The 21,814-nt window shown below is 57.7% G+C and carries 20 protein-coding genes and 1 tRNA gene; 12 read left to right on the plus strand and 9 right to left on the minus strand.

The window, feature by feature from the left end; translation table 11 throughout:
- The gene (locus tag ACP0GE_RS19560; RefSeq protein WP_424833571.1) at nucleotides 1–438 is read right to left on the minus strand and encodes a hypothetical protein; all 438 of its coding nucleotides are present in this window, start codon (nucleotides 436–438) and stop codon (nucleotides 1–3) included.
- A 537-nt stretch (nucleotides 439–975) separates the two neighbouring features.
- Between ACP0GE_RS19560 and ACP0GE_RS19565 the strand changes: the two genes are divergently transcribed.
- Together ACP0GE_RS19565 and ACP0GE_RS19570 are read left to right on the plus strand one after the other, a co-directional pair.
- Nucleotides 976–4,596 (plus strand): vitamin B12-dependent ribonucleotide reductase, encoded by a 3,621-nt coding sequence (locus ACP0GE_RS19565; RefSeq protein WP_424833572.1) that lies wholly within the window; start codon nucleotides 976–978, stop codon nucleotides 4,594–4,596.
- Between the two features lie 531 nt (nucleotides 4,597–5,127).
- On the plus strand, nucleotides 5,128–5,373 hold the full coding sequence (locus ACP0GE_RS19570) for a hypothetical protein (protein WP_424833573.1): 246 nt from the start codon (nucleotides 5,128–5,130) through the stop codon (nucleotides 5,371–5,373).
- Between the two features lie 49 nt (nucleotides 5,374–5,422).
- Here the strand turns inward: ACP0GE_RS19570 and ACP0GE_RS19575 are convergent, their stop codons facing one another.
- Nucleotides 5,423–6,967, minus strand: a complete 1,545-nt coding sequence (locus ACP0GE_RS19575) for a trimethylamine methyltransferase family protein (RefSeq protein ID WP_424833574.1) — start codon at nucleotides 6,965–6,967, stop codon at nucleotides 5,423–5,425.
- Nucleotides 6,968–7,390: 423 nt separating this feature from the next.
- Here ACP0GE_RS19575 and ACP0GE_RS19580 point away from each other — a divergent pair, with 423 nt between their 5' ends.
- A complete protein-coding gene (locus ACP0GE_RS19580) occupies nucleotides 7,391–7,909 on the plus strand; it encodes an outer membrane protein (RefSeq protein ID WP_424833575.1) in 519 nt (172 codons plus the stop codon).
- A 21-nt stretch (nucleotides 7,910–7,930) separates the two neighbouring features.
- Here ACP0GE_RS19580 and ACP0GE_RS19585 read toward each other — a convergent pair whose 3' ends face one another.
- The gene (locus ACP0GE_RS19585; RefSeq protein WP_424833576.1) at nucleotides 7,931–9,118 is read right to left on the minus strand and encodes a pyridoxal phosphate-dependent aminotransferase; all 1,188 of its coding nucleotides are present in this window, start codon (nucleotides 9,116–9,118) and stop codon (nucleotides 7,931–7,933) included.
- 53 nt (nucleotides 9,119–9,171) lie between these two features.
- Nucleotides 9,172–9,516 carry an MmcQ/YjbR family DNA-binding protein gene (locus tag ACP0GE_RS19590; RefSeq protein ID WP_424833577.1) on the minus strand — a complete coding sequence of 115 codons (345 nt, stop codon included), beginning with the start codon at nucleotides 9,514–9,516 and terminating at the stop codon, nucleotides 9,172–9,174.
- A 207-nt stretch (nucleotides 9,517–9,723) separates the two neighbouring features.
- Between ACP0GE_RS19590 and cysS the strand changes: the two genes are divergently transcribed.
- The 3 genes from cysS to ACP0GE_RS19605 are packed head-to-tail and all read left to right on the plus strand — an operon-like array spanning nucleotide 9,724 to nucleotide 13,534.
- A complete protein-coding gene (cysS, locus tag ACP0GE_RS19595) occupies nucleotides 9,724–11,121 on the plus strand; it encodes a cysteine--tRNA ligase (protein ID WP_424833578.1) in 1,398 nt (465 codons plus the stop codon).
- On the plus strand, nucleotides 11,121–12,755 hold the full coding sequence (gene cimA / locus ACP0GE_RS19600; protein ID WP_424833579.1) for a citramalate synthase: 1,635 nt from the start codon (nucleotides 11,121–11,123) through the stop codon (nucleotides 12,753–12,755). Before cysS ends, cimA begins: the two co-directional genes overlap by 1 nt.
- Complete coding sequence (locus tag ACP0GE_RS19605; protein WP_424833580.1) at nucleotides 12,752–13,534, plus strand: squalene/phytoene synthase family protein; 783 nt, start codon at nucleotides 12,752–12,754, stop codon at nucleotides 13,532–13,534. Before cimA ends, ACP0GE_RS19605 begins: the two co-directional genes overlap by 4 nt.
- On the opposite strand, the gene ACP0GE_RS19610 is transcribed toward ACP0GE_RS19605, so the two are convergent.
- Entirely contained in the window at nucleotides 13,535–14,761 is a 1,227-nt protein-coding gene (locus ACP0GE_RS19610; RefSeq protein ID WP_424833581.1) for an MFS transporter, read from the minus strand.
- Between the two features lie 99 nt (nucleotides 14,762–14,860).
- Between ACP0GE_RS19610 and ACP0GE_RS19615 the strand changes: the two genes are divergently transcribed.
- Together ACP0GE_RS19615 and ACP0GE_RS19620 are read left to right on the plus strand one after the other, a co-directional pair.
- Nucleotides 14,861–15,493 carry a DNA-3-methyladenine glycosylase family protein gene (locus ACP0GE_RS19615; protein ID WP_424833582.1) on the plus strand — a complete coding sequence of 211 codons (633 nt, stop codon included), beginning with the start codon at nucleotides 14,861–14,863 and terminating at the stop codon, nucleotides 15,491–15,493.
- Nucleotides 15,490–16,155: an alpha/beta hydrolase gene (locus ACP0GE_RS19620; RefSeq protein ID WP_424833583.1), complete on the plus strand. Its 666-nt coding sequence runs from the start codon at nucleotides 15,490–15,492 to the stop codon at nucleotides 16,153–16,155. Before ACP0GE_RS19615 ends, ACP0GE_RS19620 begins: the two co-directional genes overlap by 4 nt.
- A 56-nt stretch (nucleotides 16,156–16,211) precedes the next feature.
- Here ACP0GE_RS19620 and ACP0GE_RS19625 read toward each other — a convergent pair whose 3' ends face one another.
- Both ACP0GE_RS19625 and ACP0GE_RS19630 read right to left on the minus strand, forming a co-directional pair.
- Complete coding sequence (locus ACP0GE_RS19625) at nucleotides 16,212–16,622, minus strand: hypothetical protein (RefSeq protein WP_424833584.1); 411 nt, start codon at nucleotides 16,620–16,622, stop codon at nucleotides 16,212–16,214.
- A 105-nt stretch (nucleotides 16,623–16,727) separates the two neighbouring features.
- Nucleotides 16,728–17,336, minus strand: coding sequence for an rRNA large subunit pseudouridine synthase E (locus ACP0GE_RS19630; protein ID WP_424833585.1), 609 nt, complete (start codon nucleotides 17,334–17,336; stop codon nucleotides 16,728–16,730).
- A 212-nt stretch (nucleotides 17,337–17,548) separates the two neighbouring features.
- Here ACP0GE_RS19630 and ACP0GE_RS19635 point away from each other — a divergent pair, with 212 nt between their 5' ends.
- A complete protein-coding gene (locus ACP0GE_RS19635) occupies nucleotides 17,549–18,133 on the plus strand; it encodes an HNH endonuclease (protein ID WP_424833586.1) in 585 nt (194 codons plus the stop codon).
- Between the two features lie 3 nt (nucleotides 18,134–18,136).
- Here the strand turns inward: ACP0GE_RS19635 and ACP0GE_RS19640 are convergent, their stop codons facing one another.
- Together ACP0GE_RS19640 and ACP0GE_RS19645 are read right to left on the minus strand one after the other, a co-directional pair.
- Nucleotides 18,137–18,601, minus strand: a complete 465-nt coding sequence (locus ACP0GE_RS19640) for a disulfide bond formation protein B (RefSeq protein WP_424833587.1) — start codon at nucleotides 18,599–18,601, stop codon at nucleotides 18,137–18,139.
- On the minus strand, nucleotides 18,598–19,176 hold the full coding sequence (locus ACP0GE_RS19645) for a YqaA family protein (protein ID WP_424833588.1): 579 nt from the start codon (nucleotides 19,174–19,176) through the stop codon (nucleotides 18,598–18,600). Before ACP0GE_RS19645 ends, ACP0GE_RS19640 begins: the two co-directional genes overlap by 4 nt.
- A gap of 144 nt (nucleotides 19,177–19,320) precedes the next feature.
- On the opposite strand from ACP0GE_RS19645, the gene ACP0GE_RS19650 reads away from it, so the two are divergent.
- From ACP0GE_RS19650 to ACP0GE_RS19660, 3 genes are all read left to right on the plus strand, one after another.
- Nucleotides 19,321–19,406, plus strand: a tRNA-Leu gene (locus ACP0GE_RS19650).
- Nucleotides 19,407–19,528: 122 nt separating this feature from the next.
- Complete coding sequence (locus ACP0GE_RS19655) at nucleotides 19,529–20,509, plus strand: acyltransferase family protein (RefSeq protein ID WP_424833589.1); 981 nt, start codon at nucleotides 19,529–19,531, stop codon at nucleotides 20,507–20,509.
- 300 nt (nucleotides 20,510–20,809) lie between these two features.
- Nucleotides 20,810–21,778, plus strand: coding sequence for a TAXI family TRAP transporter solute-binding subunit (locus tag ACP0GE_RS19660; RefSeq protein WP_424833590.1), 969 nt, complete (start codon nucleotides 20,810–20,812; stop codon nucleotides 21,776–21,778).
- Nucleotides 21,779–21,814 lie beyond the last annotated feature (36 nt).

Here is a 21,814-nt window from a genome sequence, read left to right on the forward strand (position 1 = left end):
CTACTGGACAGGCGTTCCGCCATATCCGATATAGATGTCGGACAGATCACGGTCCAACGCGTTGCCTTCCACAGGCACTTTCACCGTCGATCCATTTTTCTGTGGAATCAGGAAAAACAGATTCGCGTCCACTCTGTATCCCAAGTTGTTTTTTGTTGAACTGAGGCGCGTCACGGTCCGGGGCAGGTCCTGCGTATATCCATCGTAGTTGAGAATCAGAAATGCAGTGGTCTGAGGCGACAGCAGCTCGTGGCATTCAACGCTGTTCTGTCCGGCTTTTACATAATCTTCGCCAGGACCTGCGCAATCTGTTTCAAACGAGGAAAAGAGCAGTTTGGGGAATTCGTCAAACTGCGCGCTACTTGAGGCGGGTGGTACATCTTGTGGTGCGCATGACACGGTTATCGCGAGGACCGGCAGCAGACGCAGAATTTCCATATTCAGATCGGTCCCCGTGCAATTAGGCCATCTGACTCCGAGTATGGCACGGGGCTTAATGGCTCGACGATGATTCTCTGCGGGTTTCGTTAATTGCGCTCTGGATTATTTAGTGCTGCTAACTATGGCTGCAAAAACGGGAATTTGCCTTGGTCCAATCTTATGCGGAACCGAAGTAGCTGTGCATGGTTCTGTGGAGGAATCACGTTGCGGCGATTTCCCGCCGATCTTCCGGAACACGTCAACAAAAAAGATTTCAAAAATGACGTAAAAGCCCGTTGACCTTCTATGGAAAGATACGCCAGATTGTATGGGCCGAAAGGATTGCCACTAAATCTGGTAGTAATGATCGGAAATGGCAACGGGCGAGGGTCGGTAAGCACAGAATTGCAACGTGCAGCCGCAAGGTCGGTTTTACGCGGTCTTTGACGGCGTCCGGTCTCCTTTTGTCCATAGGTACTCGGCATAGCGGGCGACACCCCGCAGGACAAGATTTGGTGTCGGAAGTGAACATTGGGCTGAATTGGGGCTGCGGACATGAAGATTGAAAGAAAATTCACCAAACCGGGGCAGGATGCATATGCAGATCTGGATTTTGTCTCGGCGACTTCGGAAATTCGCAATCCTGACGGTACGATTGTTTTCCGTCTTGATGAGATTGAAGTGCCGGCAAGCTGGTCACAGGTTGCCAGCGATGTCATCGCGCAGAAATATTTCCGCAAGGCTGGTGTTCCGTCCAAGCTGAAGAAAGTAAAAGAGAAAGACGTCCCCGAATTCCTGTGGCGCTCGGTTCCGGCTGAGGGCGCAGAGTTCGATGGTGAGGCATCCTCAAAACAGGTTTTCGACCGTCTGGCCGGTGCCTGGGCCTATTGGGGCTGGAAAGGCGGCTATTTCTCGACCGAGGAAGACGCGCGCGCTTACTTTGACGAGATGCGCTATATGCTGGCAACCCAGCGCGCCGCGCCGAACTCGCCGCAGTGGTTCAACACCGGTTTGCACTGGGCTTACGGGATCGACGGCCCGGCGCAGGGGCACCACTATGTCGACTACAAAACCGGCAAGCTGACTAAATCGAAATCCGCTTACGAACATCCGCAGCCGCACGCGTGCTTCATCCAGTCCGTCGATGATGATCTGGTGAACGAAGGCGGCATCATGGATCTGTGGGTGCGCGAGGCGCGCCTGTTCAAATACGGCTCGGGCACCGGGACCAACTTCAGCCATCTGCGTGCAGAAGGCGAGGCGCTGTCAGGTGGCGGCAAGTCCTCGGGCCTTATGGGCTTTCTCAAGATCGGCGACCGCGCCGCTGGCGCGATCAAATCAGGCGGGACAACCCGTCGAGCAGCAAAGATGGTAATCGTCGATGCGGATCACCCGGACATCGAGCAATTCATCGAATGGAAGGTGATCGAAGAGCAGAAGGTGGCCTCGATCGTTGCCGGATCGAAGATGCACGAGAAGATGCTGAACGGCATTTTCGAGGCCATTCGCAGCTGGGACGGTGCCGCTGATGACGCGTATGATCCCAACTCGAACGATTCTCTGAAAAAAGCGGTTCGTGAAGCCAAAAAGGTCGCGATCCCCGAGACGTACATCAAACGCGTGCTGGATTACGCTCGGCAGGGTCACGACAGTATCGAATTCCCGACCTATGACACAGACTGGGATTCGGAAGCCTACAGCTCGGTTTCGGGCCAGAACTCGAACAACTCGATCCGTGTGACCAATGCGTTCCTGACCGCTGTTGAGAAAGACGCGGATTGGGAACTGATCAACCGCACCGATGGCAAGGTCGCCCGCACTGTCAAGGCGCGCGATCTCTGGGAGAAGGTCGGCCATGCCGCTTGGGCCTGTGCCGATCCTGGCATCCAGTTCCATGATACTGTCAACGAATGGCACACATGCCCGGAAGACGGTGAAATTCGCGGCTCGAACCCGTGCTCGGAATACATGTTCCTGGACGACACGGCCTGTAACTTGGCCTCGATGAACCTGCTGACCTTCCTCAAGGATGGTGAGTTCCAGGCGGCGGATTACATGCACGCTTCGCGCCTGTGGACCCTGACACTGGAAATCTCGGTGACCATGGCGCAGTTTCCGTCGAAGGAAATCGCACAGCTGTCCTATGATTTCCGCACGCTGGGTCTGGGCTATGCCAATATCGGCGGTCTTCTGATGAACATGGGCTACAGCTATGACTCGGACGAGGGCAGGGCGATCTGTGGCGCGCTGACTGCGATCATGACTGGCGTGGCATATGCGACCTCGGCCGAGATTGCCGGTGAGCTTGGACCTTTTAAAGGCTACGAGCGCAACGCGGACCACATGCTGCGTGTCATCCGCAACCACCGCCGCGCGTCGCAGGGCGTGACCGAGGGGTATGAGAAACTGGCGGTAAAACCGGTGCCCCTGGATCACGGCAACTGCCCGGACAAGCGTCTGGTAGATCTGGCAATGTCTGCCTGGGATGAGGCGCTAAGCCTGGGTGAGAAAAACGGCTACCGCAACGCGCAGGCCACCGTTATCGCGCCGACCGGCACCATCGGTCTGGTGATGGATTGCGACACCACGGGGATCGAGCCGGACTTTGCTCTGGTCAAGTTCAAGAAGCTGGCCGGTGGCGGTTACTTCAAGATCATCAACCGCTCGGTGCCGTCGGCGCTGGAAAAGCTGGGGTATTCTTCGTCTCAGATCGAAGAAATCGTCAGCTACGCGGTCGGTCACGGCACCATCGGCAACGCGCCGGGGATTAACCACACCTCGCTGACCGGCCATGGTTTTGGCCCGAATGAACTGGCCAAAGTGGATGCCGCGCTGGAAAGCGCCTTCGACATCCGCTTTGTCTTCAACCAATGGACGCTGGGCGAAGATTTCTGCACCGGCGTTCTGGGCATTCCGGCCACCAAGCTGAATGACCCGACCTTCGACCTGCTGCGCCATCTGGGCTTTACCAAAGCCGATATCGATGCCGCCAACGACCACGTCTGCGGAACAATGACACTGGAAGGCGCGCCGCATCTGAAGGAAGAGCACTACTCGATCTTCGACTGCGCCAACCCGTGCGGCAAGAAAGGCAAGCGTTTCCTTGGGGTTGATAGCCATATCACCATGATGGCAGCAGCGCAGAGCTTTATCTCGGGTGCGATCTCGAAGACGATCAACATGCCGAATGATGCGACCATCGAGGATTGCCAGAAGGCATACGAACTCAGCTGGTCGCTTGGTGTGAAGGCCAACGCGCTGTACCGCGACGGCTCAAAACTGTCGCAGCCTCTGGCCGCAGCCCTGGTCGAGGATGACGACGAGGCGGCGGAAATTCTGGAGAGCGGTTCGACGCAAGAAAAAGCCGTCGTTCTGGCCGAGAAGGTGATCGAGAAGGTTGTGGTCAAAGAAATGATCCGCAGCCACCGCGAGAAACTGCCGCATCGCCGCAAAGGTTATACCCAAAAGGCGATCGTTGGCGGCCACAAAGTGTACCTGCGCACTGGTGAGTTCGAAGACGGCAAGCTGGGCGAGATCTTCATCGACATGCACAAGGAAGGTGCTGGCTTCCGGGCGATGATGAACAACTTTGCCATCGCCGTGTCGGTCGGCCTGCAATACGGCGTGCCGCTGGAAGAGTTCGTCGACGCCTTCACCTTCACCAAATTCGAACCGGCTGGGATGGTGCAGGGCAACGATTCAATCAAGAACGCAACGTCGATCCTCGACTACATCTTCCGCGAACTGGCCGTGTCCTACTTGGACCGCACCGATCTGGCCCATGTGAAGCCCGAAGGCGCAACCTTCGATGATCTGGGCCGCGGCGAGGAAGAGGGTGTCGCGAACGTCTCTGAGATTAGCGACAGCGCGGCAAGCAAGTCCTTGGAAGTGCTAAAGCAAATCAGTTCGACCGGTTATCTGCGCAAGCGTTTGCCGCAGGATCTGATGGCTCTGAACGGTGGTCAGACTGAAGCGACGGGCATGTCGGAAACCGCTGCGGTGTTTGCTTCGCCTGCCATAGAGGCTGCAACCGCGACCACGATGGACGCCCGCACCAAGGCCAAAATGCAAGGCTACGAGGGCGACCCATGCGGCGAATGTGGAAACTACACGCTGGTGCGCAACGGCACCTGCATGAAATGCAACACCTGCGGTGCGACAAGCGGGTGTAGCTGAGTTCAGCGCCCCGGCAACCCGGGGCGTAGGGGTCGGATGCTGCCACAGTGACCGGCCCCGACGAATACGGAGAAAGGTTCTGAGACTTACCGTAAGGCACCTTTCTCCACTCGGCCGACATGCCCGTGTTGGCCGGGAACAGGGTGGGGCGGAATATTGCTCTTTCCCACTCTTTCACGGGGCGGGTGCGCTCGCCCCATGCGCAGTCCAGGCCGCAGGCAAAAAAACACCGGGCGGTCAACGATATGAGCCTGGAAGGCGAAACTAGATGGGGGCTTCGGCCCCCATTTTTTTGGTTCACCCATCTAAGCACTGTTTTGCCGGATCGGCGCATGCCTATCGGGCAAGAACCGCCGAGAGGTATCGGCATCATTTTGCCCGGCGAAGACGTGCGGATGCGACTCGGATAAACACGCAGGGATTGGCCGGAAACTAATCATTTCGCGCAAAACGGGTGACGGCGGAGGGGCTGGCGGTGTCTTTGGGGCTGTCCGGACACACCAACGCAAAAACTCACTCAGGAGGCACGTTATGAAACCGCAAAATCTGGCCGCACTTTCGGCGTTTATCCTTGGGCTGTCGACACCGGCACTGGCCCAAACCACAGCCGATACAAACGGGGACGGGGTTTTAACCATCGAAGAGGTTCAGGCCGTTGTTCCCGACGTAGATGCAGATGGGTTTTCGACCATGGACGCAAATGGTGACGGCGTATTGGATGCAGACGAGGTCGCCATTGCGCAAGAAGCAGGGTTGCTGCCCCCAAGCAATGGCTGAACATGTAGCGAAGAGGGCGGCCCGATGTTTCGGGCCGCTTCTCAGGGGGTTACGATGGCAAGTGAATGTTGAATCTCTCGCGTAGTTCGGCGTCCAACAGAGGGTCGAACCTGGCAGAGGACGGTGCAGCAAGAATTTCAGTTTTGCGCGCTGTGGCCTTTTCGATCAGATCAGGTTTGTCCAGTTCAGCCCATTCTTTAGGGGACGTGCGGTCGCCGAACGTCGGATAGACGTAATCTACCTGCATCCGGCTAAGCGTTGCATCCGTGCCCAGGTAGTGGCCCGGACCACCCAGGCAGACCTCGGCGATCTGGTCCAGCGCCAGAGTATCGTCTGTCACTTCAATCCCTCGCACACAGCGTTGTGCCTGTCCGATCAGGTCGTCCCCAAGAATCAAGCTTTCAAAGCAGAAACCCAGCAAGGATGCGTGCATGCCTGCGGCTTCGTAAATCATATTAGCGCCCGACAGGCCGGCCATGACGTTTGAACACATTTGCTCCCATCCGGCTTGCATGTCCGGCAGTTTGGAGTCGGAAGCTCCGGCTGCGGTACCGCCGGGCAGGTCGTAGAATTTGTGCATTTGCGCGCAGCCGGAGCTGAGCAAAGCCTGTTCTCCTGACCCCACAGACATGGCCCCCGTACGAAGGTCCAGACCAAAGGGCCAGGTGCCAAAAATCGCTGCAGCGCCGGGGCTTACGGCGTTTACATAAACCAACCCCGCCAGACATTCTGCGGTTGCCTGTGCGATAGCACCGGCAACCGTAGAGGGAGCGGTGGCTCCGGCCATTCCGGCCGAAAGCAAAAGAACCGGCATGCCGGCCTTGATGCATTCCTCCATCACCTGACAGCTTTCGGTCGCGAATTTCATTGGCGGCACAACAAAGCAATTGGAGTTCGAGACGAACGGGCGTGCGCGCCACTCATCCTCACCGCCTGCAATCATGTGCAGCATTTCCACCGCCGGAGCGACATAGCTGGGGTCGGTGAATGAAGTTCCGATATGTTTGTAAGTTCCGGAACAGCAAGCATAAATCGTGTTCAGATCCATCTCGAGATTATCTGTAATATCCCGGCAGACCATGGGCCGCTGAACAAAGTGGATATTGTCCAGTTGCTGGCAGATTCGGGCGGCATCGTGCAGGTCTTGTACGGTGGAATCCCGATACTCCCGCCCGTGAACGTCGACCATGCTGACCGCTGCGCCAGCGGTTCCGTAGTGAACACGGGAGCCGGTCAGGTCAAGGTCGGTGGAGCCATCGCGGCTATACAGCGTAACCGACCGGTTTGCTTTGGCGATTGTGTCTTCGACCACCGCGCGCGGGAACCGGACGCGCCCGTCATCGCCTAATATACAGCCTGCGCTTACCAGGTAGTCGATGCCGCTTTGCGGGGCGTCAGCCAGACCGATGGTTTCCAGAGCTTGAAGGGCTGTTTCGTGAATACGCTCCATTTGGGATTGAGTTAGCGGCTTGTAAGTTCCGCCATCCATGCCGGGGCGCACTGGACGCAGGTGCTCGGGCAAGGAAGTGGCACGGGCTGCGCGGCGCGCGGCGCGTCCGCCACTGCGTGAAGAAGTTCGGGTTTGATCGTTCATTTTTGGGGTCCGGTTGCGAAACACGAGGAAAAACTGTCAGAATCAACCTCGCTCCGGGCGCCCCCTTGCGGCACGTCCCCGGTCTGCACCAATGGTGCGGCTGACCAGTGAAATCTTCCAGACGTCGTTTTGCATTGCGACCTTTCGTAACCTACGTGAATTATTCACGTAAGTTCGACACTTTCTGTCCTGTTTGCGACGTGTTGCACGTTTTCGTTAACCCTAATGGGCGTTTGCCAAAGGGGTATTATGTCTAAAATATCACGCAACCGTTCGTGATAAATTGTTTTTACCCGTCAGAGCGGAAATCTGCTAAAGTTATATTAGTTATTGGTTGATGAGACTTGGGTAAGCTGAATTGGATCGGAAGACCTGACATTTTGGCGCTTTGCCAAATCCAGTGTCACCGCTTTGGAGGTTTGAGTGAAAAGGATAACGGCATATCTGTCGACAGTTCTTTTGCTAGGCGCCGCTCCGGCGCTGGCTGAGGATTGGACGGGTGCCTATGCCGGGTTCAGCTTTGGCTATACCGACGCCGATGGGCCGCGGGGAAGCGGTGGTAACGATTTCAACTTCGGGCCTCATATCGGGTACGACTATGACTTCGGCAATTTTGTTCTGGGTGGTGAGTTGGAATACAATCGCCTGGATTTGGATCTGGGCCGGTCCGAGGGCAGTTTGGACAGTATGTCCCGACTGAAGCTACGGGGTGGCTACGACTTTGGTTCTGCCTTGGGATATGTGATCGTCGGTACGGCCCACGCGGACACATCCGGCTCAAGTGATACCGGCGCGGTATATGGAATCGGAGTTGCCTATCCAATTAACGACAGATTTGTCATCAGCGGTGAGGCGCTGCGTCAGAATTTCGACAATGTGACCCGATCAAACGGTGGCATAGACGCCAACGTGATTAATCTGCGTACGACATTCAGGTTCTGACGCGATACTGGTTCCGATGTGTCAGGATGCAGCTGCGCTCCGAGACAGTTCTCCGGCGAAATCACACAATACCTGCAAGGAATCACCGAATTTCTCGTCATCTATGGTCATGGCAACCCGGACGTGACCCGCAGCTGCCTTGCCAAAGCTTTCGCCCGGCATGACCGCGATCGCGTGGGTGTCTAGAAGGGTGTTGGCAAAGCCTTCGCCCGACAACCCTGTGGCGCGAATATCTAGCATCAGATACATCGCCCCATGCGCCGGAACCAGTCCGACGACATTCTGGCGCGCCAAAATCCTGCCAGCTATTTCGCGGCGGCGTCGGAATGGGGCTGCGACCTCTTCCTCGGGGCCTTGTCCGGCACTCAGGGCGAAGCTTGCCGCATCCTGAATGAAACCGGGCACGCCGTAGGTTGTGTGAGTGGCCAGATTGATCAAATGGTCGATCACCTCTTCCGGGCCGATGACCCACCCGCACCGAGACCCCGTCATCGCGTGCGATTTGGACATCGAACCAATGACAAGGGTCCGGTCAGCCATATCGGGCAATGCGCGTGGCGACAGGTGAGTACCCTCCCACACCTGCGTGTCATAAACCTCGTCCGAAATCAGCCACAGGTCGCGGCGTTTGCACGTTTCAGCAATCGCGCCAAGGGTTTCGGGGGTGTAAACAACACCGGTGGGGTTGTTGGGGGTGTTTATCAGCAAGGACACAGCACCGTCTGCGTGTTTATCGATCTCTTCTGCGCGCGGCTGAAACGCATCCTGTGCGTGAGTCTGAACCGCTTTGGCGACCGCACCGACGCCGCGAATCGTACCAGGGTAAGTGGCGTAGTAGGGATCCAGGTACAGCCCGGTATCGCCGGGGTTACAGACAGCGGTGTGGGCCGCAAAAAGGGCCGCCTGACCACCCGGGGTGATCAGCACGTTATGGCGTTTTGTTGGTACGCCTGTGCGTGTCTGAACACGGGCGGCAACTGTATCGCGAAGCAGGTCCGTCCCGGGAACGGACGCATAACCTGTGTGACCATCTCTGGCTGAGGCATACATTTCGGCAAGTATGTCAGGGGCTGTCCCGACGTCATGCTCGCCTATCGTTAATTCGGTGACCGCATGGCCCTGGGCCTTCAATTCCCGCGCACGATAAAAAACACCCCAACCATCAGAACCGCCTTCGGTCAGATGCATGATGCGATGTGACAGTTTCATTCCGTGCCTCCCGTATTTCGCCCGAATGGGGCAGAGGCGTAAGGAATTGTCAATCAGCTTCGTTCCGCCAGCGTCGCCTGAACCTTTTTTGTCAACGAGGCGCGCACGATGTCGTAAGAGGCTGTCAGGCGATGGCTCATTTCCTCGGGATCGGTGCCCCAGGGCAAACGAATCCAGCTTCTGTGGAAATATGGGGCTTTTGTGCCGACACCCGCATCTATCAGCATCTGAGCGGTTTCGATATCGGGTGTTTTGACAGACACACCGTCGCCAACCGAGCCGACACAGGCAAACATCTTGCCGCCGACCTTCCACGCATCATGCCCACCGCCCCAGGGGTCGGACAGCTCGGCCCCAGGCAGGGTCTTGCATACAGAATTGACGAAGTCGCGGCTCATGGTTCTGACTGTGCCGTCATAAGGAAATGAACTCAAGGCTTGGCGCAGCCGGTTCTGCATGCTATGCGAAGGGCATGAACCGGATGACCTGCATCATTATCTGCTGCATTTCCTGCTGATCCTTCAAGCGGGCCGGTTTCTTTCGTTTTCATCTCTGAGACAAGTTGCTAAGCCCGCGCCAACGCGCAAGCCTAGGAGCACGACCTGATGACGACGATCAAACTGCACAACACACGGACGCGGGCGAAGGAAGATTTCGCGCCGATCGACCCCGAGAATGTGCGGATGTATGTCTGTGGCCCGACCGTCTATGACCGGGCGCATCTGGGCAACGCGCGGCCCGTGGTCGTGTTTGACGTACTGTTTCGTCTGCTGCGCCATGTCTACGGCGCCGAGCATGTGACCTATGTGCGCAACTTCACCGATGTGGATGACAAGATCAACGCAACCGCACTGGCGCGCAAAAAGGCCGGGGCGGAAGGGTCTTTGGAACAACTGGTGCAGGAACGCTCGGACGAGACCATTGGATGGTATCTGCACGACATGGGCGCATTGGGCGCGCTAGAGCCCAGCCATATGCCGCGCGCGACAGAATATATCGCGCAGATGATTGCCATGATCGAGGATCTTATCGCCAAGGGCCACGCATATGTCGCTGAAGGGCATGTGCTGTTTGCGGTGGACAGCTGGAAAGAGAGCTACGGCAAATTGTCGGGCAGGTCGGTCGATGACATGATCGCTGGCGCACGGGTCGAGGTTGCGCCCTACAAGAAAAACCCGATGGATTTTGTGCTGTGGAAGCCGTCGACAGATGAGTTGCCGGGGTGGGATAGCCCATGGTGCCGGGGGCGTCCGGGTTGGCATATCGAATGCTCGGCCATGAGCTACGAACTGCTTGGCGAGAGCTTCGATATTCACGGCGGCGGCAACGATCTGATGTTCCCGCATCATGAAAACGAGATTGCCCAAAGCTGCTGCGCGCATCCGGAGGGTGAATTCGCGCGTTTCTGGCTGCATAACGAGATGTTGCAGGTTGAAGGGAAGAAAATGTCCAAGTCATTGGGTAATTTCTTCACTGTGCATGATCTGTTAGAGCAAGGCGTTCCGGGCGAAGTGATCCGGTTCGTGTTCCTTCAGACGCATTATCGCAAGCCGATGGACTGGACCGAGAAAAAGGCGCGCGAGGCTGAGGTGACGTTGCGCAAGTGGCGGACGCTGACAGCGGGCATCGAGCCCGCCGCCACCGTGGCCCCCGCATTTCTGGACGCTTTGGCGGATGATTTGAACACGGCGGGTGCCGTCGCAGAACTTCACCGTTTGGCGGCGGAAGGTGATGCTGCTGGTTTGCTGGCCGGGGCGCGGGTTCTTGGATTGCTGACGGATGAGCTCGGGGGGTGGGCGGATACGGCCTCAGCCGATCTGACATCCCATGCGGACAGGCTGGCGCAGGCGCGCGCTGAGGCGATGCAAAGCAAGGATTTCGCCGAAGTCGACCGTCTAAAGGCGTTGTACGTTGCGGCGGGTCTCGAGGTGCGGATGAGCAAAGATGGCGTGGAACTGGTTCCCGGAGCAGGGTTCGATGCGTCTCAGTTGGAGGATGTATGATGGGTCGGGAACGCCTCTATCTCTACGATACAACCCTTCGCGACGGGCAGCAGACCCAGGGCGTGCAGTTTTCGACCGCTGAGAAGGTACAGATCGCGCAGGCGCTGGATGAGTTGGGGCTCGACTATATCGAAGGCGGCTGGCCCGGTGCAAACCCGACCGACAGCGCGTTTTTTGATGCCGCGCCCAAGACCTCGGCCCGCCTGACCGCTTTTGGCATGACCAAGCGGTCAGGCCGTTCTGCGGATAACGACGATGTGTTGGCGGCAGTAATGAATGCCGGGACACAGGCCGTGTGTCTGGTTGGAAAATCGCATGACTATCACGTGACCCATGCGCTTGGAATTTCGCTGGAGGAGAATACCGAGAACGTCCGCGCCTCGGTTGCACATATCGTGGCGCAAGGGCGCGAGGCTTTGTTTGATGCCGAGCATTTCTTTGATGGCTACAAGGACAACCCGGCCTACGCGACCGAGGTTTGTCGCGCTGCGCTGGACGCAGGCGCGCGCTGGGTCGTGCTGTGTGACACCAATGGCGGTGCATTGCCCGCCGAGGTCGGGCGCATCGTCGAGGACTTGATCGCGGCAGGCGTACCCGGGGATCGGCTGGGCATTCATACGCATAACGACACCGAAAACGCGGTGGCCTGTTCGCTGGCTGCTGTGGATGCAGGGGCGCGGCAGATTCAGGGTACACTGAATGGCTTAGGTGAGCGCTGTGGCAACGCCAATCTGACCGCCTTGATCCCGACTTTGCTGCTGAAAGAGCCTTATGCGACCAAGTTCGACATCGGTGTCAGTCAGGAGGCGCTGACCAGCCTGACCCGGATCAGCCGGATGCTGGACGATATACTGAACCGGGTGCCCAGCAAGCAATCGGCTTATGTGGGTGCATCGGCCTTTGCACATAAGGCGGGGCTGCATGCCAGCGCGATCCTCAAGGACCCGTCGACCTATGAACATGTGGACCCGGCGAGTATCGGCAACGCGCGGATTATTCCGATGTCGAACCAGGCGGGGCAGTCGAACCTGCGCAAGCGGCTGACCGAGGCTGGATTGACGGTTGCGGCGGGTGATCCGGCCTTGGGGCGTATTCTTGAACGGATCAAACAGCGCGAGGCTGAAGGCTATTCCTACGACACTGCGCAAGCCAGTTTTGAGCTGTTGGCGCGAGATGAGCTGGGCCAGCTACCGGAGTTCTTTGAGGTCAAGCGCTACAAGGTCACTGTTGAGCGGCGCAAGAACAAGTACAACAAGATGGTCAGCCTGTCCGAGGCGGTTGTTGTCGTGAAGGTTGACGGTGAAAAGAAACTGTCGGTCAGTGAATCGCTGGACGAAGACGGCAGCGACCGCGGCCCGGTGAACGCGCTGTCAAAGGCTCTGGCAAAGGATCTGGGTCAATACTCGCGTATTCTGAACGACATGCATCTGGTCGATTTCAAGGTACGTATCACCCAAGGCGGCACCGAAGCGGTGACCCGCGTTATCATCGACAGCGAAGACGGGCAGGGGCGGCGCTGGTCCACTGTTGGGGTCAGCGCGAACATAGTGGATGCCTCGTTTGAAGCGCTGCTTGAGGCGATCCAGTGGAAGCTCGTGCGCGACTGCGGCCCGCAGACGGCGGCGGCAGAGTGACCGTAGAGTTTGACGAAGACATCAAAGCCTGTGCGGCTTTGGTTCATCGTGCGGACCCGGACCGGTTCATGGCCGCCATGGCCGCCCCGGTTGCGGCCCGGACGGTTCTGTTCCCGATCTACGCGTTGAATGTCGAGGTCGCGCGCGCGCCTTGGGTCACGCAGGAACCGACGATCGCCGAAATGCGCCTGCAATGGTGGCGCGACGCGTTGCAGGAGATTGCCGAGGGTCGGACGGTGCGGCGGCATGAGGTCGTGACACCTCTGTCCCGCGTTCTGTCGCCGCATCTGGCGGAAATGTTGGATGAATATGTGGCGGTAAGGCGTTGGGATATCTACCATGATCCGTTTGAAGATGCCCAGCATTTCGACAGCTACATCAACCATAGCGCCGGGTCGATGATCGTAGCCGCCGCACAAAGCCTTGGGACAGCGGAAGAAAAAGTGCTGAGGGATTTCGGTTATGCGGTGGGTGTCGCAAACTGGTTTCGCGCGATCCCCGATCTTGAAAACCGAGGTCGCATTCCGTTGCTGGACGGAACTGCGGACGGTGTTCAAGCACTTGCAGAAAAGGCTTTGACCCGATTGAAGTCCGCGCAATCCCATCGGGTCGCGATTTCCGACGCCGCGCGCCCGGCACTATATGCGGGTTGGCAGACCGAATGGATTTTACAGCGCATAAAGAACCAGCCCGGGCGTGTCGCCACCGGCGATCTGGAGCAGGGAGAGCTGCGGCGCCGGTTGTCACTGATGTGGACCGCCAGTACGGGTCGTTGGTAATCAGGCCGTTTCGGCCTCAGCCGGGCGAAGAACCAGCCACAGCAAAGCACCACCAGCAAGGGTCAGCAGCGGGATCATCGCAAGATTGACGGCAGTCCAGCCCTCGACCGGGGAACCCCCCGAGCAGTTCATCAGACCGCCCGAGGCCAGCGAGGCCAGCGTCACACCGCCAAAGACCAGCAGATCGTTCAGGCCCTGCATACGTCCACGCTCGGTGACTTCATGCGAAGAGGCCAGCATGGTTGTGGCACCAATAAAGCCGAAGTTCCAGCCGATCCCCAGCAGGATCAAAGCGACGAAGAAATTGCCCAGTTCGACCCCTTGCAGGGCGACGACTCCGGCAGCGGCCAGAATGGCAAGGCCGACCGCAACGATCTTTTCAACGCCAAAGCGGGCAATCAGGTGTCCGGTGAAAAAGCTGGGAACGTACATGGCCAGCACATGCCCCGTAACAACATCAGCGGCGTCGTTCGCGGAAAAGCCACAACCTACAACGGCCAGCGGCGTCGATGTCATCACCAGATTCATCAGTGCGTAAGACACCATGGCACAGATAATCGCGACCGCGATGCGCGGAGTTTTCAGCAGCTCAAGCCGGGTTCGACCTTTCGGTGAACCTTTGGTGACGCGTGGGGGGATCGGGATTTTCAGAAAGAAAAACAAAACCGACCCGACGACGTTGATCCCGATGACCGCCATGTAGGTTCCAAGAAACGGGATAACATACGCGGTCGAGGTGAGTTTGACGATCTGCGGCCCTATAACCGCAGCGGCCAGGCCACCTGCCATGACATAAGAAATCGCCTTTGGCCGGAATTCGTCGGATGCAGTGTCAGCGGCGGCAAAGCGGTAAAAGCCGTGCGCGCTCATATAGATGCCGGTTAGCAGGCTGCCCAGCAGGAAAACCGGAAAAGACCCGAGATAGAGGCCGTAGGCCCCGACCAGACCGCCGCAGGCCCCGGCGGTTGCGCCCACCAGAAAACCGGCGCGTCGGCCCCAGCGCTGCATGATCGCCGAAATCGGCGTTGCGGCCAGCATGGACCCCAGAACGATCAGCGAGATCGGCAGGGTTGCGAGGCAGGGATTGGTCGCGAGCGACTGGCCAGCCAGCCCGCCCACGATAAAAATCATCGGCATCTGCGCGCCAAGCAGAGACTGCGCGGCCACCAATACGGCGACGTTCCGTTTGGCCAGATTATCGTCTGCAGTGAAGGCGGTCGTTGTCATGCGCCTATGCGTATCGGTGAACTGTCCGGCACACAAGCGGGTTGCATATGCGTCAAAGCGGCCTAACGTGCGGCGAGGATCACAAAGCGCGGAGCATCCATGTCCGTCGGACGCATCATCGAAACGCCGGATTGCGTCACAGAAGGCGCCGCGTGGCTAGCCGAGGCCTGCCCGCGTATGGCCTATGCAATGGAACAGACCGGCCCGTTACCGCTGCGCCGCCGACCGGATGGGTTTGCCCAATTGCTCAGCGCGATTGTCAGCCAGCAGGTCAGCGTCGCTTCGGCCAATGCGATCTGGAGGCGGATGCAGCAAGCCAAGCTGACCGGCCCGCGCAAGATCATGTGGGCCAGCGATGATGATCTGCGGGCCGTTGGGCTCAGCCGTCAGAAGATTCGATATGCTCGTGCTCTGGCCGAGGCACGCATTGATTACAAAGCGTTACGGGGCGCTTCTGATGCAGAAGTGGTGGCCATTCTGACCCAGGTGTCCGGCATCGGTGTCTGGACCGCCGAGATTTACGCCATGTTTTCATTGGGACGCGCCGATGTCATCGCACCCGGCGATCTGGCCCTGCAAGAGGCCGCCCGGATTCTTTACGACTTGCCGGAACGCCCGACCGACAAGGAATTACGGCAGATGGCCGAGGCCTGGTCGCCTTGGCGGTCGGTTGCGGCGCGGGTGCTGTGGGCCTATTACCGGGTGGCCAAAGAACGAGAAGGGATCAGATGACACGGGTTTTAAACGCGCTCCGGAAAGAGCCGGTATCGGGGGACACGCGCTCGGCCGTGGTGTTCGTGCACGGCTATGGGGCCAACGGCGCCGATCTGCTGGGGCTTGCCGATCCCTTGGGGGAACATCTGCCGGACACCTTGTTCGTGGCCCCGGACGCGCCCGAGCAGTTGCCGGGTATGCCGAACGGGTTTCAGTGGTTTCCAATCCCGTGGATCGATGGTTCGTCCGAGGAAGAAGCCCGGCGTGGCATGGAAATGGCTGTCGAAGACTTCAACGCTTTCCTTGATGCATTGATGGTGGATGAAGACTTGCTGCCGGAACAGGTGGTGCTGTTCGGCTTTTCACAAGGCACCATGATGAGCCTGCATGTCGCCCCGCGTCGCGAAGACCCGGTGGCCGGGATCGTTGCCTTTTCGGGCCGTCTGATTGAACCGGACATGCTGGCCGATGAGGTTGTCAGCCGAATGCCAATTCTGCTGGTGCATGGCGATGCTGATGATGTGGTACCCCCACAATCGCTGCCCGAAGCAGCCGAGGCGCTGCAGGAAGCAGGGTTCAAAGAGGTCTACGCCCATGTGATGAAGGGGACCGGCCATGGTATTGCCCCCGACGGTCTGAGCGTTGCATTGGCCTTCATGCGCGACAAACTGAGCCTGTGAGCAGGCCGCACCCGAGCCCGGTTGGTTGTTGAATCTGACTGAACCGGGCGTCCGAACTACCTTCGAGACAGACGCAAAGCAAATGCGATATTTTTGTCCAGACGTTCCTGTTCGACCATTTTGTAGATCAGTGCAAGCATTTCGTCGGGATGCATGTTTTCCAGGTGTTCCATTAGTTCAGCGAATGTTTCAGGGGTGCTGACATCAATGGACCTACGGCTATCGTCCATGCCTTCATGGTCAATGCCGTCCGGCGATGAGAAGAACCAGTCTGTACCACTGGGTGCCGCGCCAGGACTGGGCGCGTCTGTATCTCCGATCCCATGCAACCAGAGGACACTGCCGGGATCATCTTCATCCATCATCGGTTTAGAGCGCGAATCCAGATGCGCGTCCGCGGCGGTGAACGCAAGCGCCGCGATGTCGATTTCTTCTCCCGCATAGGGAGAATCAAACAGTCCGTCCATAACTTACTCCCATTTCAATCATTGGTTTCCAGATGCCTAATAGAGATGGGAGCAACCGGCATAATCCGAAATTAATTTTCATTAATGTCGCCGCTGAACGGGACCCTAGCGACGTGGGCGACGGTCCCGTTTTCGACTTCCTGACACCGACGGCAACGCAGGCATGACCAGGGTTTCCCATTTTCCAGACGGTAAACCCCCAAGCGTCCAATCCCCGATCCGTGCCCTGATCAGGCGGAGGGTGGGGTGGCCCACAGCGGCGGTCATGCGCCTTACCTGACGGTTCTTGCCTTCCCGGATCGTCAGTTCAATCCAGCTGTCCGGAACGGTCTTACGTTCGCGGATAGGCGGGTTTCGCGGCCAGAGACCATCGGGTTCGTCAATCTGCCGCGCCCGAGCAGGTCGGGTGAAACCATCTTTCAACTCAACCCCGTCGCGCAGCGCTTTCAGTGCGGCAGCGTCTGGAATCCCTTCGACCTGTACCCAATATGTCTTGGACATTTTGTGTTTGGGATCCGAAATCTGGGCCTGCAGGCGTCCATGATCCGTCAAAAGCATCAGCCCTTCGCTGTCGCGATCCAGTCGGCCCGCAGGGTACACACCGGGCAGGTCGATGAAGTCCGATAAGGTGCTGCGCGGGCTGTCCACGTTGGCGCGGTCGGTAAACTGCGGCAGGACATCGAACGGTTTATTGAATCTGATGAACCAGGACATGCCCCGCCATAGCCTGACGGGCACGCTGTGTGCAACCTGTGGATAACTGTCATGCGGCTGTTACCGATTCGGCTTACCCAATCTTCGACATATTGTGGAAACTCAGGGCTTGTCAGAGATTTACCACGATATATAGTTATCGTAAGGCCGGGGCGGGTGTTCCCCGCTCTGATGTCAAAAATGGGCAGAGCAGAGCGAGGAGCGATTCTATAATGGATGGAGAATTCAGGACCGAATTTGTCAGGGAGCCAGGTGCGCTCAAGCATCATCCGGCATTGGTTTTGAACGCCGATTATCGCCCTTTGTCCTATTATCCGCTGTCGCTCTGGCCGTGGCAGGAGGCGATCAAGGCGGCTTGGCTGGATCGCGTGGACATTGTCGCCGAGTATGACGAAGTTGTCCGAAGCCCGAGTACCGAAATCCGAATACCCTCGGTCGTTGTTCTGAAAGATTACGTAAAACCCAGAAAGCGCGTGGCCTTCACGCGCTTTAATTTATTTCTGCGGGACGAATTCAAATGCCAGTACTGCGGCAGCCGCGATAACTTGACCTTTGACCATGTCGTGCCCCGTGCCGCCGGTGGGGTCACCAGTTGGCAGAACGTGGTTGCCGCGTGCAGCCCCTGCAATCTGCGCAAAGGCTCCAAGTCGCTGCGGCGTGCCGGGATGACCCTCCGCAAACCGCCCAGGCAACCGGACGCCGAAGCCCTGCGTAATATCGGTCGGAAATTTCCACCGAACCACCTACACGAAAGCTGGATCGACTTTCTGTATTGGGATGCGGAGCTGGACGCCTAAAGCTCAGCGCGCGCGCCAGGCGGCGATCCAGATCAACGCAAGCCCGAACGAGACAATCGCGTTCCATCCTGCCATGGACACGCCCAACATTTCCCACGGGATTTCGTCACAGCGCACCAGTGGCGCGGACATGATCTGATTCATCAGTTCTTCTGCCGACAAACCGCTGATATCGCCCGAGGTGCAACTGGATGGACCTTCCCACCACTTCTGTTCCACCCCGGCGTGAAACACACCGATCCCGGCGGTGATCAAGGCAGCCAAGGCGCCGAAGATCGGCAAGATACGCAGGCCGGGCAGGGCGAGCGCAAGCACCCCAATCACCAAAGCAGCGCCATGCGGGTAGCGTTGCCAGATGCACATCTTGCACGGCGCAAGCCCGCCAATGTACTGGAACGCCCAGGCCCCAAGCAGCAAAAGCGCGGATCCTCCGGCAGCCAGAGCAATAAGATTTCTTTTAGTCGTCATAGGTAACGCACCGCAAAAAAGCCGCCGAACAGCAAGATTATAAACAGCGTGAACATCAGGCCCAGGCGTTTTTCGATGAAATCACGGATCGGTTCGCCGAATTTCCAAAGCAGACCTGCAACGATAAAGAACCGCAAGGCACGGGCCAGAATGGATGTTGCAACGAAGGTGCCCAGCGGCATTCCCGTCCATCCGGACATGATGGTGATGACCTTATAGGGGAACGGCGTAATTCCGGCGGTGAGAACCGCCCAGAAGCCAAAATCGTTGAACCGGGTGTTGAATTCCTCCATAGCATGCGCTTTGCCCATGGCCTCAAGGATCGGCTGGCCTACGCTTTCGTAAAAGAACGCCCCGATTGCATATCCAAGCAAGCCACCCAGCACGGACGCGACCAAGGCAACCGTCGCGATCAGCCAGGCCTTGGACGGGCGGGCCAGGATCATCGGAATCATCAGCACATCAGGTGGAATGGGAAAAAAAGAGCTTTCGACAAACGCCACAACGGCCAAAGCCCAAAGGGCATGCGGGTGATCGGCCAGACGAATGGTCCAGTCATAAAGCGAACGCAACATAAATCACAAAATCCATAACTCCGAGCGCTCAACCCAAATCATGCGACCGGATGACCGTCAACCTCCGGGTTTCCAACAATCCTTGAAATAGGCGTTTTTTGCCTCTGGACCTTCCCGGTTCGGGGCGCTAATCCAGTGTCCGTGGCCCAAGTGGCGGAATGGTAGACGCAGGGGATTCAAAATCCCCCGCCTTCACGGGCGTGAGAGTTCGAGTCTCTCCTTGGGCACCACATTTTCCAAGAACTGTTCGCATCCTTTTGCTTCAGGCGCGTCAGGCATCGGCTTGAACGGTGGTTAGGCTTGTGGCAAAGTTCTGGGGTTTGTTCCTGAGGATTGTTAACCTCCTGACCCTATGTCGTATTTCATAACGCTTCAGTACCTTCGGGCGATTGCTGCCGGTTTGGTGGCCGTTTTCCATATTTGTCTGTTTCTCCCGGATCGTTCATTTTATCTGGGCAACTACGGCGTCGATATCTTCTTTGTTATCAGCGGGTTTGTGATGTACCTGTCCGGGCACAAGCTGGCACCGCAGGAGTTCATGGTTCACCGGATTAGCCGTATTGTCCCGCTATACTGGACCGCGACTTTTGCGTTCATCGCAATGGCTGGCATTACAAGTGTTTCCATGGAGGAGGTGTTCAAAACGCTTTTCTTCATCGCTTATGCCGATCCGGAAACAAAACCGCTGGTATCGCCAATATTGACCGTTGGTTGGACACTAAACATGGAGATGTTTTTCTATGTCTTGTTTGCGATAGGGCTTGCCCTGTTTCGCCGGTGGCTGGTTAGCGGTCTGGTCGCCATTTTCATTATTCTCATTGTCGTTGGAAGGCTGGTCCCGGATTTGGGGCCGGTGGCAGAATTCTACACAAAAGGGATTTTGCTGGAGTTTGCGGCGGGTCTGGTCATCGCGAAAGGTATGGCGGATGGGTGGTTGAAGCCGGGGCCAATAGCCGGGGTTCTTCTGTGTATCCTGTCGCTGGTTGCCTTGGCGCTGCTGCAAGACGTGGGGTGGAGGATGATCAGATGGGGAATACCCGCCTGCCTCATCGTCGTTGGGATGCTCGCGCTCGAACCCGTTTTGACGCGGATCAGGCTACCGGTTCTTGAGACGCTGGGCGACGCGTCCTACGCCTTGTACCTGAGCCACCTTATGGTGATCGGGCCGGCGATCTTGGTTCTGGAATTGGTTTTAGCCCCTGATCACTGGCTGATGATTGTTGCCGTCTTTGTTGTTTGTCAGGCCGCGGCCGTTGGCATCTATCGCTTCTATGAACGCCCGGTGAACCTTTGGTTGAAATCACTGAGGCAACGGCGTGTTGCAAGCGGGTAATCTGATCGGCGCGGCGGGGTATCAATATCCCGTCCAATTCCTCTTGTTCGGGCTGCCAAATCGCCCCTGGGCGGGGAAACTTCCTGATTTCGCGTCAAATCTGAGGCTTTGAGGCATCCTCCAAAGCAGCGGCCTTGACATTCTTTGTGTCTGAATGAAACCTCAGAGCGGTTGGGAGACACTGGAAAATTCAAAAAAGTTGCACGCGTTGCAAGACGTGCTGGTTTGGCTTATCGGCACGTTCCCCGGGCAAGGGGCCTTTGTCTTTTTCGCCCACTAAATAAAAATGGGAGTTCTTAAATGAAAAATCGCAGCAAGCTTAGCCTCGGCGCATTTGTGACCGCTGCCATGATGGCTCCGGCGGCTTACGCCGAAGAGTTCATCACCATCGGCACCGGTGGCGTGACGGGCGTTTATTATCCGACGGGTGGCGCGATCTGCCGTCTGGTCAACAAAGGCCGCAAAGAGCATGGCGTGCGCTGCTCGGTCGAATCGACCGGCGGTTCCGTCTACAACATCAACACCATCCGCGAAGGCGAGCTGGAGTTTGGTGTGGCACAGTCCGACTGGCAGTACCATGCCTATAACGGCAGCTCGAAATTCGAAGAGGCTGGCCCCTTCGAGAACCTGCGCGCCGTATTCTCGGTTCACCCCGAGCCGTTCACCGTTGTGGCCCGCGCCGATTCCGGCATCGCCAACTTTGAAGACCTGAAGGGCAAGCGCGTCAACATCGGCAACCCCGGTTCCGGTCAGCGCGGCACAATGGAAGTTCTGCTGGGCGAAATGGGTTGGACCACCGACGATTTCGAACTGGCGACCGAGCTGAAGGCGGCCGAACAGTCGGCGGCTCTGTGTGACAACCAGATCGATGCGATGGTCTACACTGTCGGTCACCCTTCGGGTTCGATCCAGGAAGCCACCACCGCCTGCGACTCGGTTCTGGTGAATGTCAGCGGCGATGCCGTGGACAAGCTGGTCAACGACAACTCGTTCTACAGGACCGCCACCATTCCCGGCGGTATGTATCGTGGATCTGACGGCGACACCGCTACTTTTGGTGTGGGCGCGACCTTTGTGACTTCGGCGGATGTGTCGGAAGACGCTGTCTATGCGGTTGTCAGCTCGGTCTTCGAAAACTTCGATGACTTCAAAAAGCTGCACCCGGCATTCGCCAACCTCAAGCCCGAAGAGATGATCGCGGATGGCCTGTCGGCGCCGCTGCATCCGGGTGCCGAGAAGTACTATAAAGAAAAAGGCTGGATTCAGTAAGCCAGGCCTAATGCAGGGTGCCCACGGGCGCCCTGC

Origin of the sequence: Ruegeria sp., assembly GCF_965243365.1 — a bacterium.
Classification (GTDB): domain Bacteria; phylum Pseudomonadota; class Alphaproteobacteria; order Rhodobacterales; family Rhodobacteraceae; genus Ruegeria.